19 protein-coding genes and 1 pseudogene are annotated in these 14,219 nt (G+C 63.5%); 9 read left to right on the top strand and 11 right to left on the bottom strand.

Annotation, left to right across the window (positions count from 1 at the left end; translation table 11 throughout):
- Positions 1-230: 230 nt before the first annotated feature.
- Positions 231-1,526 (bottom strand): MFS transporter, encoded by a 1,296-nt coding sequence (locus C446_RS09755; RefSeq protein WP_006672925.1) that lies wholly within the window; start codon positions 1,524-1,526, stop codon positions 231-233.
- Positions 1,527-1,884: 358 nt separating this feature from the next.
- Between C446_RS09755 and C446_RS09745 the strand changes: the two genes are divergently transcribed.
- The gene (locus C446_RS09745) at positions 1,885-2,193 is read left to right on the top strand and encodes a transcription factor S (RefSeq protein ID WP_006672923.1); all 309 of its coding nucleotides are present in this window, start codon (positions 1,885-1,887) and stop codon (positions 2,191-2,193) included.
- A gap of 49 nt (positions 2,194-2,242) precedes the next feature.
- Here C446_RS09745 and C446_RS09740 read toward each other — a convergent pair whose 3' ends face one another.
- Positions 2,243-2,515 carry a HalOD1 output domain-containing protein gene (locus tag C446_RS09740; RefSeq protein WP_006672922.1) on the bottom strand — a complete coding sequence of 91 codons (273 nt, stop codon included), beginning with the start codon at positions 2,513-2,515 and terminating at the stop codon, positions 2,243-2,245.
- A gap of 6 nt (positions 2,516-2,521) precedes the next feature.
- Between C446_RS09740 and C446_RS20605 the strand changes: the two are divergent.
- Positions 2,522-2,656: pseudogene (locus C446_RS20605) on the top strand (MarR family transcriptional regulator); the annotation flags it as partial.
- Positions 2,657-2,701: 45 nt separating this feature from the next.
- On the opposite strand, the gene C446_RS09735 reads toward C446_RS20605, so the two are convergent.
- From C446_RS09735 to C446_RS09725, 3 genes are all read right to left on the bottom strand, one after another.
- Entirely contained in the window at positions 2,702-3,496 is a 795-nt protein-coding gene (locus tag C446_RS09735; protein ID WP_006672921.1) for a methyltransferase domain-containing protein, read from the bottom strand.
- 3 nt (positions 3,497-3,499) lie between these two features.
- Entirely contained in the window at positions 3,500-3,880 is a 381-nt protein-coding gene (locus tag C446_RS09730) for a nascent polypeptide-associated complex protein (protein ID WP_006672920.1), read from the bottom strand.
- A 96-nt stretch (positions 3,881-3,976) separates the two neighbouring features.
- Positions 3,977-4,495 carry a DedA family protein gene (locus C446_RS09725; protein ID WP_006672919.1) on the bottom strand — a complete coding sequence of 173 codons (519 nt, stop codon included), beginning with the start codon at positions 4,493-4,495 and terminating at the stop codon, positions 3,977-3,979.
- 210 nt (positions 4,496-4,705) lie between these two features.
- Here C446_RS09725 and C446_RS09720 point away from each other — a divergent pair, with 210 nt between their 5' ends.
- On the top strand, positions 4,706-5,461 hold the full coding sequence (locus C446_RS09720; RefSeq protein WP_006672918.1) for a phosphatase PAP2 family protein: 756 nt from the start codon (positions 4,706-4,708) through the stop codon (positions 5,459-5,461).
- Positions 5,462-5,507: 46 nt separating this feature from the next.
- On the opposite strand, the gene C446_RS09715 is transcribed toward C446_RS09720, so the two are convergent.
- From C446_RS09715 to C446_RS18005, 4 genes are all read right to left on the bottom strand, one after another.
- Positions 5,508-6,002 (bottom strand): PUA domain-containing protein, encoded by a 495-nt coding sequence (locus tag C446_RS09715; RefSeq protein ID WP_006672917.1) that lies wholly within the window; start codon positions 6,000-6,002, stop codon positions 5,508-5,510.
- A 583-nt stretch (positions 6,003-6,585) separates the two neighbouring features.
- Positions 6,586-7,083 carry a LabA-like NYN domain-containing protein gene (locus C446_RS09705; RefSeq protein ID WP_006672915.1) on the bottom strand — a complete coding sequence of 166 codons (498 nt, stop codon included), beginning with the start codon at positions 7,081-7,083 and terminating at the stop codon, positions 6,586-6,588.
- Positions 7,084-7,225: 142 nt separating this feature from the next.
- Entirely contained in the window at positions 7,226-8,050 is an 825-nt protein-coding gene (locus C446_RS09700; RefSeq protein ID WP_049920139.1) for a M48 family metallopeptidase, read from the bottom strand.
- A 131-nt stretch (positions 8,051-8,181) separates the two neighbouring features.
- Entirely contained in the window at positions 8,182-8,358 is a 177-nt protein-coding gene (locus C446_RS18005) for a hypothetical protein (protein WP_169331362.1), read from the bottom strand.
- Between the two features lie 235 nt (positions 8,359-8,593).
- On the opposite strand from C446_RS18005, the gene dapA reads away from it, so the two are divergent.
- From dapA to C446_RS09675, 5 genes are all read left to right on the top strand, one after another.
- On the top strand, positions 8,594-9,532 hold the full coding sequence (gene dapA / locus C446_RS09695) for a 4-hydroxy-tetrahydrodipicolinate synthase (protein WP_006672913.1): 939 nt from the start codon (positions 8,594-8,596) through the stop codon (positions 9,530-9,532).
- Entirely contained in the window at positions 9,529-10,308 is a 780-nt protein-coding gene (gene dapB, locus C446_RS09690; protein ID WP_006672912.1) for a 4-hydroxy-tetrahydrodipicolinate reductase, read from the top strand. Before dapA ends, dapB begins: the two co-directional genes overlap by 4 nt.
- The gene (locus C446_RS09685; protein WP_006672911.1) at positions 10,305-11,141 is read left to right on the top strand and encodes a 2,3,4,5-tetrahydropyridine-2,6-dicarboxylate N-succinyltransferase; all 837 of its coding nucleotides are present in this window, start codon (positions 10,305-10,307) and stop codon (positions 11,139-11,141) included. The genes dapB and C446_RS09685 overlap by 4 nt, the downstream gene beginning before the upstream one ends.
- 64 nt (positions 11,142-11,205) lie before the next feature.
- Positions 11,206-11,454 (top strand): antitoxin VapB family protein, encoded by a 249-nt coding sequence (locus tag C446_RS09680; protein ID WP_006672910.1) that lies wholly within the window; start codon positions 11,206-11,208, stop codon positions 11,452-11,454.
- Positions 11,451-11,840, top strand: coding sequence for a type II toxin-antitoxin system VapC family toxin (locus tag C446_RS09675; protein ID WP_006672909.1), 390 nt, complete (start codon positions 11,451-11,453; stop codon positions 11,838-11,840). Before C446_RS09680 ends, C446_RS09675 begins: the two co-directional genes overlap by 4 nt.
- Positions 11,841-11,972: 132 nt before the next feature.
- Here C446_RS09675 and C446_RS09670 read toward each other — a convergent pair whose 3' ends face one another.
- A complete protein-coding gene (locus C446_RS09670; RefSeq protein WP_006672908.1) occupies positions 11,973-13,274 on the bottom strand; it encodes an HNH endonuclease in 1,302 nt (433 codons plus the stop codon).
- Positions 13,275-13,477: 203 nt separating this feature from the next.
- On the bottom strand, positions 13,478-13,837 hold the full coding sequence (locus C446_RS20005; RefSeq protein WP_006672907.1) for a hypothetical protein: 360 nt from the start codon (positions 13,835-13,837) through the stop codon (positions 13,478-13,480).
- A 101-nt stretch (positions 13,838-13,938) separates the two neighbouring features.
- Between C446_RS20005 and C446_RS20600 the strand changes: the two genes are divergently transcribed.
- Complete coding sequence (locus C446_RS20600; RefSeq protein WP_006672906.1) at positions 13,939-14,136, top strand: hypothetical protein; 198 nt, start codon at positions 13,939-13,941, stop codon at positions 14,134-14,136.
- The last annotated feature ends 83 nt before the right edge of the window (positions 14,137-14,219 follow it).

The raw sequence follows: 14,219 nt of genomic DNA, 5'->3' as shown, positions 1-14,219 counted from the left end.
CGAACTGGAGTGTCGAAGGTGGGCTGATTCCAAGTTGTCGGATTCATCCTGCGGCTAAAGCCGCAGGTATTCTCCTTGATTTCGTATAAACAGTATTGGTTGTCGGTCAACTCTTCCCCGAACTTACGTGTGCGTCGCTGGTGACTGCAGTCTGTACGCACAGGTAACTCTCGTCGTCTTCCGAGACAGACTGCGGTATTCAATTACGGCAGTTCGTATCAGTCCTGGCGTCAGTCGTCACCGACGACCGGGACGGGAGCCGTCGCCTCGAGGGTTTCCTCGACTTGCGTGTAGACGAGGATCGCACCCAGCGTCGCGAGCACGGTGCCGAAGACGAACGGGGCTGCGAAGCCATACCCTACCAACGCGCCCGAAGACAGCGGGCCGATGGCGATCCCGAAGCCAAACGCCATCGTCAGCACGGAGAGCTTCGAGCCGGATTCGCCCTCGCCCGCGAGATCCCCGGCCAGTGCGAGCGCCGGTGCGAACACCATCGCGCCGGCGATTCCCTGGACGAGCCGGGCGAGAAACATCGTCTCGGAAGTGGGGACGAACCCCTGGACGAGCGTCGACGGAATTAACAGTATCATTCCCCCGACGATGAACGGACGGCGGCCGTACCGGTCACAGGCCCGGCCGATCGGCGTCTGTAACAGGATTTGGGCGATGACAAACCCCGCGAACTGTAGACCGAACCAGGTCGCGCCCTGTCCGAGCCGATCGTTGATCTGGGGCTGGATCGTCGCAAACAGCGCGATCGCGGTCGCCATGAAAAGCGACGCGACACCGAGCGTGAAGATCGGATCGAACAGCTTCGATCCCGATCGATCGAACACGTCGATCGAGAGGTCCGCACCCGCGTTGGCGTTCGTCGACTCGGGGTCGGTGATCAACACGGTCACCAGCAGGTAGCTGAGTATGGCCGCCGCAGTCGCGACGTAGAACGCCGCGTCGTAACCCGTAACGGTCGCGCCACCCGGCAGCGTATAGGGGCCGAGGTTGACGACTGTGCCGGCAGCGACGGGACCGGCTCCGAACCCGATCAGCCGGAACGTGTTGTAGACTCCCATGTTTCCGCCGCGATCGCCGGTCGTCGCGAGTTCGTTGACCAGCGCGACCGACGCGGGGATGATGAAGGCGACGCTGATTCCCTGTAATCCGCGAATGAGCACGAGCTGGGCGTAGGTCTGCGCGAAGACGTAGGTCAGGTTCGTCACCGCGAGCCCGGCCAGTCCGATCAGGATGAACAGCTTCCGTTTTCCCTTCCGGTCCGAGAGCCGGCCCGTCAGCGGCTGGAAGCTGCTGTTGAGAAAGCCAAACAGCGAGAGAATGATCCCGATGATCATCGCCTCCTCGAGTCCGAACGTCGCGCCGCCGATGATGTCGCTGCCGACGTACAGCGGGATGACGACGATCAGAAACGAGTTACCGATCCCGTCGGCCATCCGCGCGAACGCGAGCGCGAGCACTCGTCGGTCGACGGCGAACAACGCGAGAACTCTCTCGAGGAGGGTTCGTACTGGCACTCGTGAGAAGCCAGTGTCGGCGACGCCGTTATAGTTTCGAATCGAAGTACTCCGGAAGCACCCTCGGAGCCCTCCGAAACACCAGACTACCCGACGCCGAGAAGAGCCGCCAGGACGAACTCGAGGACGCGTCGTCTTGCTTGCTACAGTAGTCACTGCAGGTCAGTGCGTACCTGCTCGCCAGACGGATCGGCGATCAGTGTGCAAATCGTTGTAGTTGTACAGCCGGAACGTCCCGTTCACTCGTTGTTCGGTGTCCAGCGCCGGTTCGAGTCGGACGGCGGCTTCGAGACGGGTCCGAGCAGTGAGACGGCAAACGGGTGGCTTAAGACCCTCGACCGACGTAGCCAGCACAACCATGGAATTTTGCGACGAATGCGGTTCGATGATGAAAGCCGACGACGGCCTCTGGGAGTGCGGTAGCTGTGGCTATACGGAACCGAAAGGCGACGCCGACCAGTACGTCGTCACGGACAGTCAGGAAGCAAGTGAGATCATCGAGTCCTCTGAGGAGACCTCCCTGCCCGAGACCGACGCGAACTGTCCCGAGTGTGGTCACGACCGCGCCTACTGGTACATGCAACAGATCCGCGCGGCCGACGAGTCCGAGACGCGCTTTTTCATCTGCTCGGAGTGCGAACACAAGTGGCGCGAAGACGATAATTGAGCCGATACATTTCGTCTAACGTCGTAGTCAGTCCGAGCAACACGACGGCTTACTTCGGTTTCGTCTCATCAGTCATCAGTACGTCGACACCCTCGCCAGTTACCGCAAGTCGGATACCCTGAACGGGTAGTCGAACTTCAACTGGCTCCGATGATTGCGATGGTGATGTGACGACGCGCTCGAGTGCATCGACATCGACGACATCGACGACGTCGTATAGCTGGAACTCGTTTCTGTCACCACCGTATTCGTCGACAGTTTCGATGAGCTCGACGAGAAGATCGTTGGATGCATTCGATTCGCGTATCGCGTCCTCACTCATATCTGAATCAATCAGCGCTGTAAGACGCTCGTTTCGTACGGACTGGCGCTTCATCTCGGAAACGGCGTCTACGACATCACGCGCGAAGGAGAACAGTATCTACAGGGAGAACTGGACGCTCGAGAGCTCGACTCCGAGTAACTGCTCTCGACCGAGTGGGTTCCAAAACCCTCTCGACAGAAGTCGTTACTCGTTACGCGCGATCGTCAGATACCCCGTGTGACCCACGGGAGCCGTCGACGGCCGCGAGCCGCGGTCGTCGAACTGCATCTCGCGCTGGATGGTCTCTCGCGTGCGGACGTTCGCGAGGTCGGCCTCGTGGGCGGTCTCGACGACTTCACGGGTCGACTCGATGAAGGGGCTGTAGACCGCGACGAAGCCGCCGTCGACCAGCAGGTCGGGCGCGTGGGCCACGACGTCGGCTGCGTCGCCCGTATCGAGCGTGAGCACGTCGAACGACGAGGACTCGAGGTTCTCGAGTTCGTCGACGACGTCACCCGTCCGGACGTCGACGTCGTCGGCGACCCCGCCCAGTTCCATGTTCTCTCGGGCGACGTCCGCGAAGTCGGCGTCACGCTCGTAGGTGACGACCTCGGCCCCCGCGCGGCCCATCGAGGCCGCGAGGACGCCGGTTCCGGTGCCGGCGTCGAGCACGTGGTCGCCTCGCGAGATGCCGGTCTCGCCGATTACCAGCCCCACGTCCCGCGGGACCATCGGCGCGCCCGTCCGCTCGAAGTGGTGAAACAGGTCCGGGCCACGGAGCCGTCGGACGTGAAACTCCTCCTCGAGGTGAGTCTCGAGAGTCTGCCCGGGCTCGACGTCGTCGGGAACCTCGAGAACGCCGAGATCGGTGCCCATTTCCTCGCCGGGCTGGACGAGGAACTCGCGGTCGCCACGGACGAGCAAGACGGGGTTGCGGTCGGTTGTGTCGCCGGCTTCGCTCTCCGTGTCCGCGTCGTGCTCGCGCTCGGGTTCGCTCACGTATTACTCGAGGTCCTCGACGGCCGCGGCGAGGTCGCCGTCGTTGGCTTTCAGGGCGTCGCGGGCCTCGTCCTCGCTGACGCCGGCACGGGTCGCGACGAGTTCGACGTCGTCGTCCGGGATGCCGGAACTGTCGTCCTCGGTGGTCCCTGTGTCGCCGCCGGCGCTGCCGGCTTCGACCTCTTCCGGCGAGCCGATGATCTGGTAGGTCTCCTGGCCGCGGGCGTCCATCTTCGTGACCTCGGGATCGCTGAACACGAGGTCGTGCTCGCCCGTGCGGATGATGACCTCTTCGGCGTCGATATCGTCGACGTCGATCCCCATCTGTTCCATCATCTGTTCCATCTTGCGCGGATTGAGTCCGCCGCCGCCTCCTCCGAACATACCCGACACGTCGCCGCGCGCGACCTTTTAGTTTGTCGTTCCACCGTCACCGCCACCGCCGTCGGACCCCGACGGATACGGGAGATGGCCCAGCCACTACGCCAGCAGTGCCAGTCCTACCAGCGGGACGGCGACGTAGACCGCGTGGTAGACGAGTGCCGACCCTCCGACGTGGACGACGTACCGACCGCTCGGGTAGCCGCTGACGCCCGCCGGGATGGCGATCAGCCCGCGACTCCACGGAACGACGTTCGTTGCGAAGACGGCGATCCCGCCGTACCGGTGGAACCAGCGCTCGACCCGCCGGAACTGTGCTGACTCGGGATCGATATCGACGTACGGAACGATCGACACGACATCCGTTCCGTACCGCCTGCTGCCAGCGTAGACAGCGACCTGGCCGATCACGTGGGCAACCGAGACGAGGACGACGATTCCCGCCGCGGTCGGATAGGTCGGGCCGACCGCGGCAACGTACCCGGAGAGTACGACGCTTGTCGGCAGTATCTTGCCGACGAGCGCACCCTTGAGGACGAAGACGACGAACAGTGCCGGCAGCCCGACGACGTGGACGAACTCGACGACGAATTCCAGGGCGGAGGCGAACGCGCTCATACACACATCTCGATGGTAAACGGTTTCCGTGACAGCACGAGTGGAGGGGCCGAGCGGCTGTCGCTATCGACCGGGGACGACACTGGACTGATCGCGGACGGATCGCTGGGCCGATGGTTCGACGATTGACAATATAAAGACTCGGTCGGAGTTTCCGTGCGGGAAAACCCCCCGGGACCGTCTTTGTGTCTCCCGTCGCAGCGTTCGCCGATGTGGTTCGACGCGACGACAGTCGAAGTCGTTCGGAACGCCGTGTCGGGTCGGGTAGCGATCGCCGTTTTGCTCGTCTCGTTTCTGGGGAGCATCTACGTGATCGCACCCGCCGTCACGGCTGCGTTTCTGCACACCGGTCGATGGCGGACGCGGGCGATCGACACGTGGCCAGGCATCGTAATCGGCGGCTACGGCGTTTTCGTCTCGCTCAAGCCGCTGTTCTCGATCGATCGACCTCCTGTCGACCCGCCGCTCGCTCGAGAGGCGCTGCCGGTGGGTCTCGGCCCGCTGTACGATCTCGGCGTCGGCTTCGGGTCGGCGAGTTTCCCGAGCGGGCACGCCGTCGCGGCGACGGTGTTCTGGGGGCTGGTCGTGCTAGATGCGCCGTACGGAACGCGACGAACACGGGCGGTCGTCTGCGGAGCCGTCGTCGCGCTCGTCTGCTTCTCTCGGATCGCACTCGGCGTTCACTATCCGGCCGACGTCGTCGGCGGGGCGGTGATCGGACTCGCGTACCTCGCTTTGGCCGTCGGGTTGCGGGAACTGTCGCCGAGGCCGGTACGGGCCACGCTCTTGCTTGCCGGCCTGTTCGCCATCGGCGGCGTTCCGTCCGGTCGTCCGACGGACGCCGCAATCCTGCTTGCCGCACTCGGTGTCGTCGTTCTCGTGTACCGCTACGGGCCGCGGCTCGGCATCCGCCCCGCGGACGAGCGGGACGAAACTGCCGCCGACCCGAGCCCAGTCCAGTTCTGACCGTGGTCGACGATTCCGTCGTCGACCGAAACGGCGACGATCGTGATCAGGACCCGTCGGCCGGTGCACCCTCGCGAACGTTGACCGCCATCCCCGTCTCGAACTCCGCGATCCCCTCGGCGGACAACTCCGCGCGCCCGACCGCGAGCAACTCGCCGCGCTCGTGGACGACCAGCACCTCGTCACCCGGTCGGATCGCCGGCCCCACCTCGAGGACGAACTTCGCGAAGACGTTCTTCTCCTCGCGGACGAACGGCTCGCTCTCGTCGTCGACGACGACCCGATAGGCAGGTGCCTCGAGCGCCGCCGCGAGTCGCCGGCCGCCCTCGAGCCCGAGTGTAAACCGGCCGTCGGTGCCGAACGACGCGATCCGCCCGTCGTCGGCGTGGACCTGCTGTGGACGGCCCGAGGAGGTTCGCTTGATCGTCAACGAGTCGGACTCCGTTGGAAACATCGCCTCGCCCGCCCCAGCGCCGAACTGGTAGTCGGCGATCGTTCGGAGCGTTGCCAGTCCCGTCTCCCCGTCTGCTGGTTCGCTCATCGGGCTCTATTGCTCTCTCGAAGGCGAAAACCCTTCGTCTTCGCTGGCGTGTCACCGTCGACCATCGATGTGGGGTGGTTCGTTTCGCGCCGTCGGACCAGGAACGTTATATGGGTCGGCTCTCTATCGTCGGACGAATGGATCACACGCAGGTCGCAATCGGGGCGGGGTTGCTCGCGGTCGGTTTCCTGACGTTCGTCGAACCGGCAGCGGATCGACTCGAGTTTGCGTTACGTCCTCACTGCGGTCGCGCTGGTGATCGGTGCCGGCGCGTTGCTGGTCACGCTGGCACGGGAGGCAAGCGTGGCCGCGTCTGCCTGAGTGGGAGTCAGGTCAGTCAAGCCAGGGGGCGTCTCCGGTTCGGTGGGCGGTGACGGTAACGGTAACGGGCACAGTCAGTATCGTCCGTACCGTCTCGTTCTACCGGTCCGTTCTCGACGAGTTGCCGGACTCGCTTTCGATCGTTCGCGAACGGGTCGCTCGAGCGATCGGAGTTCGTCCTACCGATCGCCTCTCCCGGGCCGACTGCCCGTCCCGACCGGCGCGTCCGCAAGGCGTGGTCGGGACGGCGTCGACGAGTGGCTCAAAGTAAAAACGTTTCGTGGCGTTCTCCGAGGTCGAGGAAGGTGTCGGACGCTTCGATCAGTTCCTCGGCTGTCGAGGACTCGAAGGCCATCACTTCGACGCGAATCCCCTCGTGGCGCAGGTGCGAACAGAGCCGCGAAAAGTCGCCGTCGCCGGTACAGAGGACGATCGTGTCGACGTGGTTCGCGAGGGTCACCGCGTCGAGACTCATCCCGACGTCCCAGTCCGCCTTCTTCGAGCCGTCCGAGAACGTCTTGATGTCCTTGATCTTTGTCTCGAAGCCGATATCGACCAGCGCGTCGAAGAAGCTCTCCTCTTCCGGGGCGTCGGCTCGGATGACGTACGCGATCGCACGCGTCAGTTGCCGATCCTGGACGGCTTTCTCGAGCAACGCGGAGTAGTCGATATTTCGGCTGTGGAGGCTCTGTGCCGTGTGATAGAGGTTTTGCGCGTCGACGAGTACCGCGACGCGCTGGTCCGGATGGATTTCGGTCACAGCTAGGAGTGTGACGTGGTACCGTAAAAATCACGTCGATCGTGACGATTTCGCCGATCGCGACGCGAGAGCGGCTCCGACGGCAACGAGCGCCGAAAACGAGACGAACGGGGTCGCGTTGGGGTCGGAACTTCGAGCCGGTTTAGCTCCGGAGCTTCTCGATGCGCTTCTCCGTCGGCGGGTGGGTCGCGAGCAGCGACTCGAACAGCCCGCGCTCGGAGTTGAAGATACAGAGCGCGGCCTGCCCCTCGTCGATCGTCGACTCGCGGTTCTCGGCTCCCTTCGATATCTTCTCGAGCGCTCGAGCGAGCGGGTCGCCGCTGCCGATGTACTGGCGGGCGTCGTCGTCGGCGACGTACTCGCGGTACCGCGAGATCGCCATCACCAGCATCGTGACGAGCATCTGGGCGAACATCGAGAGGATCATTCCGACGATGAAGCCGCCGGGGTTGTCCTCACCTGCGAACACGTAGACGAAGTAAACGGCGTAGCCGACCATCATCCCGATGGAGCTGCCGACCGTCATCATCAACACGTCACGGTTCTTGATGTGAGCGATCTCGTGGGCGATGACGCCCTCGAGTTCGTCACGATCCAGCAGCCGGATGAGTTCCTCGCTGACGACCACGACGCCGTTGCCCTTGCGGCCGGTCGCGAAGGCGTTGGGGACGCCCATCTGCTGGACCATCAGCTTGGGCTTGTCGACCCCCATGTCGCGCGAGAGCGACTCGGTCATGCGATGGATGTCGGCGTACTGTCCCTCTTCGGGCATCTCTTCGGCCTTTCTGGTCGCCGACCAGGTCCCGATCTTGTACTGGATAAACGGGAACGTAATCAGAAGCAGGAGGACGATCGGCCAGGCTTGCTCGCCGAGAAACGCCAGCCCGACAGCGCCGACGAACAGGTACAGCGCCGCCAGCATCGAGCCGACGATGAACATTCGTACTTTCAATCCGAAGTCTGTCATAGGCGTCCGTAAGCAATCAGGAGGTATAAATTTCGTGGGACGGACCGACGGCTGACCGCCGGACGGCGTGGCGTACTCTCCTTTCGCTACTGGTCCCGTTTCGAATACGAACCGTCTCCCAGCGAGTCAGGTCACGCGAGCGAATCGATTCGATCCTCGAGTTCGAGACTGGCGGTGTGTGAGACCACCACCACTACCGCCACCACCACTACCGCCACCACCACTACCGCCACCACCACTACCGCCACCACCACTACTGCCACCACCACTACCGCCACCACCACTGCCGCTCGACCGATCGAGGCCAAATCGGCGGAGAGCGTAATCCATAAGTCCGTTCCGCTCGCGGTATCGCGTATGCTCCGCTCCGCTCGCCGCTCGGATCGTGCCGCGGGGAGCGAAGCGTGTGCGGTTTCCGTTCCTTTTCTGAAACCGGTCGATAAAAAACGCGCCCGATAGTGCTCGAGGCGAGCGTGGCGACCTCGTCTCGGGCGCGACCCCGGCCCGACGTTCACACGACCGACCAACCGACACGACAGACCCATGACACACGATATCGACCTTTCGGGCGTCTATCCGGCAATGTGTACGCCCTTCGACGAGAACGAACGCATCGACTTCGAAACCCTTCGCGAGGACGCACAACGACTCGAGTCCGCCGGCGTCGACGGCCTGGTCCCCGTCGGCTCGACCGGCGAGTCGGCGACGCTGTCCCACGACGAACACGTCGAGGTCGTCGAGGCAGTCATCGACGCCGTCGACGACGTGCCGGTCATCGCGGGTTCGGGGTCGAACAACACCCGCGAGGCACTCGAACTCTCGGAGCGCTCCGCCGAGGCGGGTGCGGACGGCCTCCTGTTGATCTCGCCGTACTACAACAAGCCCGAACAGCGCGGGCTGATCGACCACTACGAGACGATCGCGGACGCAGTCGACCTGCCACAGATCGTCTACAACGTCCCGTCGCGAACGGGCCGATCTATCGAGCCCGACACGGCAATCGAACTCGCCAGTCACGAGAACGTGGTGGGGTACAAAGCTGCAAGCGGCGACCTCGGACAGATCGGCGAGATCGCCGAGGGCACGCGTAGCGAGGAGTTCGCCGTCCTCTCGGGCGACGACGCGCTCACGCTGCCGACCATCTCGGTCGGCGGGACGGGCGCGATCAGCGTCGCAGCCAACATCGAGCCCGAACGCACGTGTGCGATGGTCGGTGCCGCGCTCGACGGCGACTACGCCCGCGCTCGCGAACTCCACCACGAACTCGGACCACTGTTCCGGCACCTGTTCGTCGAGACCAACCCCATTCCGGTCAAGGAAGCGATGGCGATCCGTGGCTACGGTCCCGCACGGCTGCGCTCGCCGCTGTCCCGTCTGTCCGAGGAGTACCGCGACGACCTCGAGGCCGTTCTCGCCGACCTCGAGAGGAGCGACGCGGAGTCGACCACGTCCGCCGACGGCGGGCCGGAGGCGGGCCGATGACCGTCGAGATCGGCGTCACCGGCGCGACCGGCCGGATGGGACGGGAGGTCGTCGCCGCCGTTCGCGACCGTGAGGGCTGTGAGGTCGCGTTCGCGATCAACCGCGAGCCAGACGGGGTGACCGTCGACGGGACGACAGTCGAACCCGCCGGAAAGATCGACACTCTCCTCGAAGAACGCGAGCCCGATGCCGTCGTCGATTTCACCGGCCCGGCGTCGGCACTCGAGTACGCCCGTGCCTGCGCCGAGGCCGAGACCGACGCGCCCGTCGGCTTCGTGACCGGCACGACCGGCTTCAGCGACGAGGCGTTCGCCGACCTCGAGGCTGCAAGCGAGTCGATCCCGCTGTTGCACGCGCCGAACTTCGCACGCGGCGTGCAGGCGCTCGTCAACGTCGTCGGCCAGGCGGTCCGAAACCTGCCGGGCTACGACGTGGAACTGGTCGAGACCCACCACAACGGGAAACGCGACGCCCCCAGCGGCACCGCGAATCGCTTGCTCTCCGAGATCGAGGCAAACGGCGAGTTCACGGGCCGAAACCACGGCCGTGAGGGCGAGGAGCCACGCGAGGAACGCGAGATCGGAGTTCACGCCCTGCGGGCCGGCACCATCACCGGCGAACACGAGGTCGTCCTCGCCGGCAACGACGAGGAACTGCGGCTGACCCACCGCGCCGAGGACCGCGGCGTCTTCGCGGCGGGTGCGGTCGACGCGGCGACCTGGATCGCAGGACGAAAGGCCGGGCGGTACGAGTTTGCGGACGTGATCGACGAATGAGTTCACTCGAGAACGACATCGTGCAGCTGTGGTCACGATACGACAGCGGCGAGGTGACGGCCGAGACGGCCGACGAGGACGCTTTCGACACGCTCGAGGCGTTCCTCGAGGCCCTCGAGGACGGCGAGGTCCGCGCTGCCGAGAAGAACAACGGCAAGTGGGAGGCCAACGAGTGGGTCAAGCAGGGTATCCTGCTGAACTTCGGGCTGCGGGAGAACCGTGCCTACGAGTACGGCAGCGTCGACCACTACGACGTGCTGCCGCTGCGCGATACCGACGATCTCGGCGATCGCGGTACCAGAAACACCCCCGACGGGACGACGATCCGTCGCGGCGCGTACCTCGGCTCGGACTGCATTATGATGAGCCCTAGCTTCGTCAACATCGGAGCCTACGTCGGCGACGGGACGCTCGTCGACTCCTGCGACACGGTGGGCTCTTGCGCCCAGATCGGCGCGGACGTCAAACTCGGCGCGAACACCCTCATCGGCGGCGTGCTCGAGCCAGTCGAGAACGCCCCGGTGATTATCGAAGACGGCGTCTCCCTGGGCGCGGGCTGTCGCGTCACGAGCGAGTTCGTCGTCGGCGAGAACAGCGTCGTCGGCGAGAACACGCTCCTGACGCCGCGTATCCCGGTCTACGACCTCGTCGAGGAGGAGGTCGTCTACGGCGAACTGCCCCCGAACCGCCGCGCGTTCACCCGGTTCGTCGAGTCCTCGGTCAGCGACCACGACCTCTTCGAGGGGGGCGCGTACAAACCCGCGGTCGTCGCGACGGATCTGGAGACCGAGACGCTCGAGGCGACCGAACGCGAGGACGCGCTGCGGGAGTAACCGATCACGACGGTGAAATCGACCCGGCGACAGTTTTTACCTGTGTATGCACGTACACAGGGATATGGGGACGAAAACGATCTCCCTGGCGGACGACGCGTACGAGAAGCTCAAAGCGCACAAGCGAGAAGGAGAGAGCTTCAGCGATGTCGTCCGGCGGTTGGCGGGTGGCGTCACACTCGCAGAGTACCACGGTGCGCTCGAGGAGGATACCGCCGACGAGTTAGCGGCGATCGTGGACCGTCGCCGCGAGGAACGCACCGAGACACATCGGGAACGCGTCGCGGAGTTCGCCGACGAACTGGACGGATGATCCTCGATTCGACGTTTCTCATCGACGTGTTGCGGGGCTCGAGCGACGTTGCGGACCTGATCGAAGACGTCGATACGACGGGGACACCGTTCGTGAGTGCCGTCACCGTGATGGAGCTCTCCGAAGGGATTCACCTCGCCGACGCGACGGACGACGAGCGGTCGAGCGTCCGGCAGTTGCTCACGGATGTCAACGAACTCCCGTTCGATCGGGAGTGTGCGATTCGTGCGGGGCGAATCAACGCGGACCTCGTTTCGTCGGGCGAACCGATCGACGAGACCGACGTCATGGTCGCGGCGACGGCACTCGTCCACGACTATCCGGTCGTGACGAGAAACGTCGATCACTTCGAGCGGATCGACGGCCTCACAGTGCGTTCGTACTGACGCTCCAGGGAACCCATACGACACAGGACGAAGTGCCCCGTCATCGAGAACCGGTGTGGCGTCTCTCCGCCGACAGTGATCGTAATTCTCGGGGGCCGATCAACTGGACGGGCTGTCGCTCGAGACCGTCCGTTAGCGGTAGGTTTCGGTTCTCGCTGCGGCCTTCGCTTTCAGCCGGCGGTTGAACGCGTCCCCGTCACGACCCTCGTGGACCCGTCGGTGACAGTTCGGACACAGCGCGATCACGTTCGCCGGGGCGTCCGGGCCGCCATCGCTCCGCCGCGTGAGGTGGTGCACCTCGAGGAAGGGCTCGTTGTGGTCGTTCAGGAAGGGGGCGTCCTCCTCACAGCCCTGGCAGACGCCGTCCGCGACTCGCAGCGCGAATTTGCGGACGATATCGGATCGGGGGTAGGATCGGGTGCTCGAGGACGTCGCCGTGGGTTCGTGTTCTGCTGGCGTCGGTGCGCTCTGCGTTGCTTTTTCGAAGAGCTCCTGCTCCGAGAGTGAGTTTGGGGTGGTCTCGAGTTCGACCTCCGTGCCGCCGACGGGAGCTAATTGGAATCGAAACGCCGCTCGCAAGTCGCCGTTCTCGTCGGGTAACTCCGTCCTGCGGTGGCCGACGTACTCGTACTGGCCGAGGTAGGTGACGATCCAGGGGAGGGCCGTGTTCTCGAAGAGATGGAGTGTGTCGTCGTTCTGTTTGTGGGTCCGGATCGCTTCGTTCCCGTCGTCCATCGTCATATCGCCGACGGTTCCCTCACCCGTGTAGAGGAAGGTATCGTCCTCGAGGAACTCGTCCTCGTAGCCGTGGTCGTCTCCGGCGTCACCAGTGAAAACGAACAGTAGTGGCTGGTCGTTCGTTCTCGAGATTCCTCTGTATCGTTCGCCCCCGAGGACATCGTGGATGAACCACCGGCTGTACGTCTCACCGACCTCGAACGTGCCGTCCTCGATCGGGATGGCATAGGTTCCGTCTCGGTTGGTGACTACGTTGAGGGCCTCGAGCCACTCGAGATGGCGCGAGACGACTCCTGTCGGAAGTTCGTGATCGGGATAGGATTGCTGGAGGTGGTCCTGGATGGCGTCGATCGTTCGATGACCGTTCGGAATCGCTCGAGCGATTTCTCGGAAGCCGTCGACAGCCGTTGCGAGCCCCTCGTACATTACCAGGGGCTCGTCGTGTCGCCAGAAGGCCTCGCCCTTGTTCGTGGGCTGGTAGCCGTCGGGGGTCTGGTCAAGGAGATCGATCGACTCGAGAAAGGAGATGTTTCTCTCGATGGTTAATTTGGAGTTTGCGGGCGTGTTCTCGAGTATCCAGTTGGTTAGGTCGTGTTCAGTTGGGGTCTGGCTCGAGACGAATCGGAGAGTGGAGTGGAGATATTCAATCCGCTGGTCCGTCCCGCCGAAAAATCGTTCAGCGGTCACTCGAGTCATGACTCACAGCATATTCCGTATGAGAAATAAATCTGTTTGAGAAGAAGGCAGATTATTGGTTAAATAGACTATAATTCTGACAGAAACTTTGTTTATGTGCAACCATTTAGCGTATAAAATGCACAACCATAGGTTGCCCACGATATCGGCCTGGCAGTAGCAGACTACCGCAGTGAACCTACCTCCGAAGCCCTCGCGTCGCTTCAGTCGCGCGCCTCGCTGCGCTCCTCGCTTGCGCTGCGGTGCTTCCGTCGTCGTGCTTCCCGAAGCGACGCTCGCCCTTCGAGTCCGCCAGGTGCCGGCTGCCCAATCCATGGCTCTGGTGGACTCAAGGACGATCGGTCGAAGATGTCCTCGAGGTCGGGGGTGACGTGCCAGGACTTCTGCCCGGCGGGCGTGTCGACCCAGACCACCGGCCAGCCGTCGTGCCAGTACCAGCCGGCGGTGTTCGAACCCCAGGTGATCCGGATCGCCCTCGCGAAAGCGATTGCGAGCAGGTTCCGGTCGTGGTACACCTCGTCGATCTCTTTGCTACTCTCGGGTGGAGGGTCAGTCGAACCCATATCTGAACGGACTCGAGGAAGTTGATAGCAGTCCGGAATATCATAGTCTCGTACTGGTGAGACTAATGTTTAAACGGTTTCAGCACCAGGTAGGATGTACCATGCCGATCCACCAGTTGACACAAGTTGGTCGTACGTCGGGCGGTGTCGTGCTCCCGAAGAGCGAGCTTCGGGCGCTTGGATTGGTTGACGAGGACGGGAACGTAAAAGATCAGCCGGTACGGGTGACGCAGACAGATGCAGGGACGTGGGAAGTATCTGTGATCGATCCGAACGACTACCCGAAAAGTGTAGCATAAACGGGGCGACTACCCTCGAACGCGCTCGAGAACGGTCGAACCACCGGTGGGGCCTATACGTTTAAACTGGAGTACACATAGTC

The organism is Halobiforma nitratireducens JCM 10879, assembly GCF_000337895.1.
In the GTDB taxonomy this organism is placed as follows: domain Archaea; phylum Halobacteriota; class Halobacteria; order Halobacteriales; family Natrialbaceae; genus Natronobacterium; species Natronobacterium nitratireducens.
This window is presented reverse-complemented; position numbering and strand designations above follow the sequence as displayed.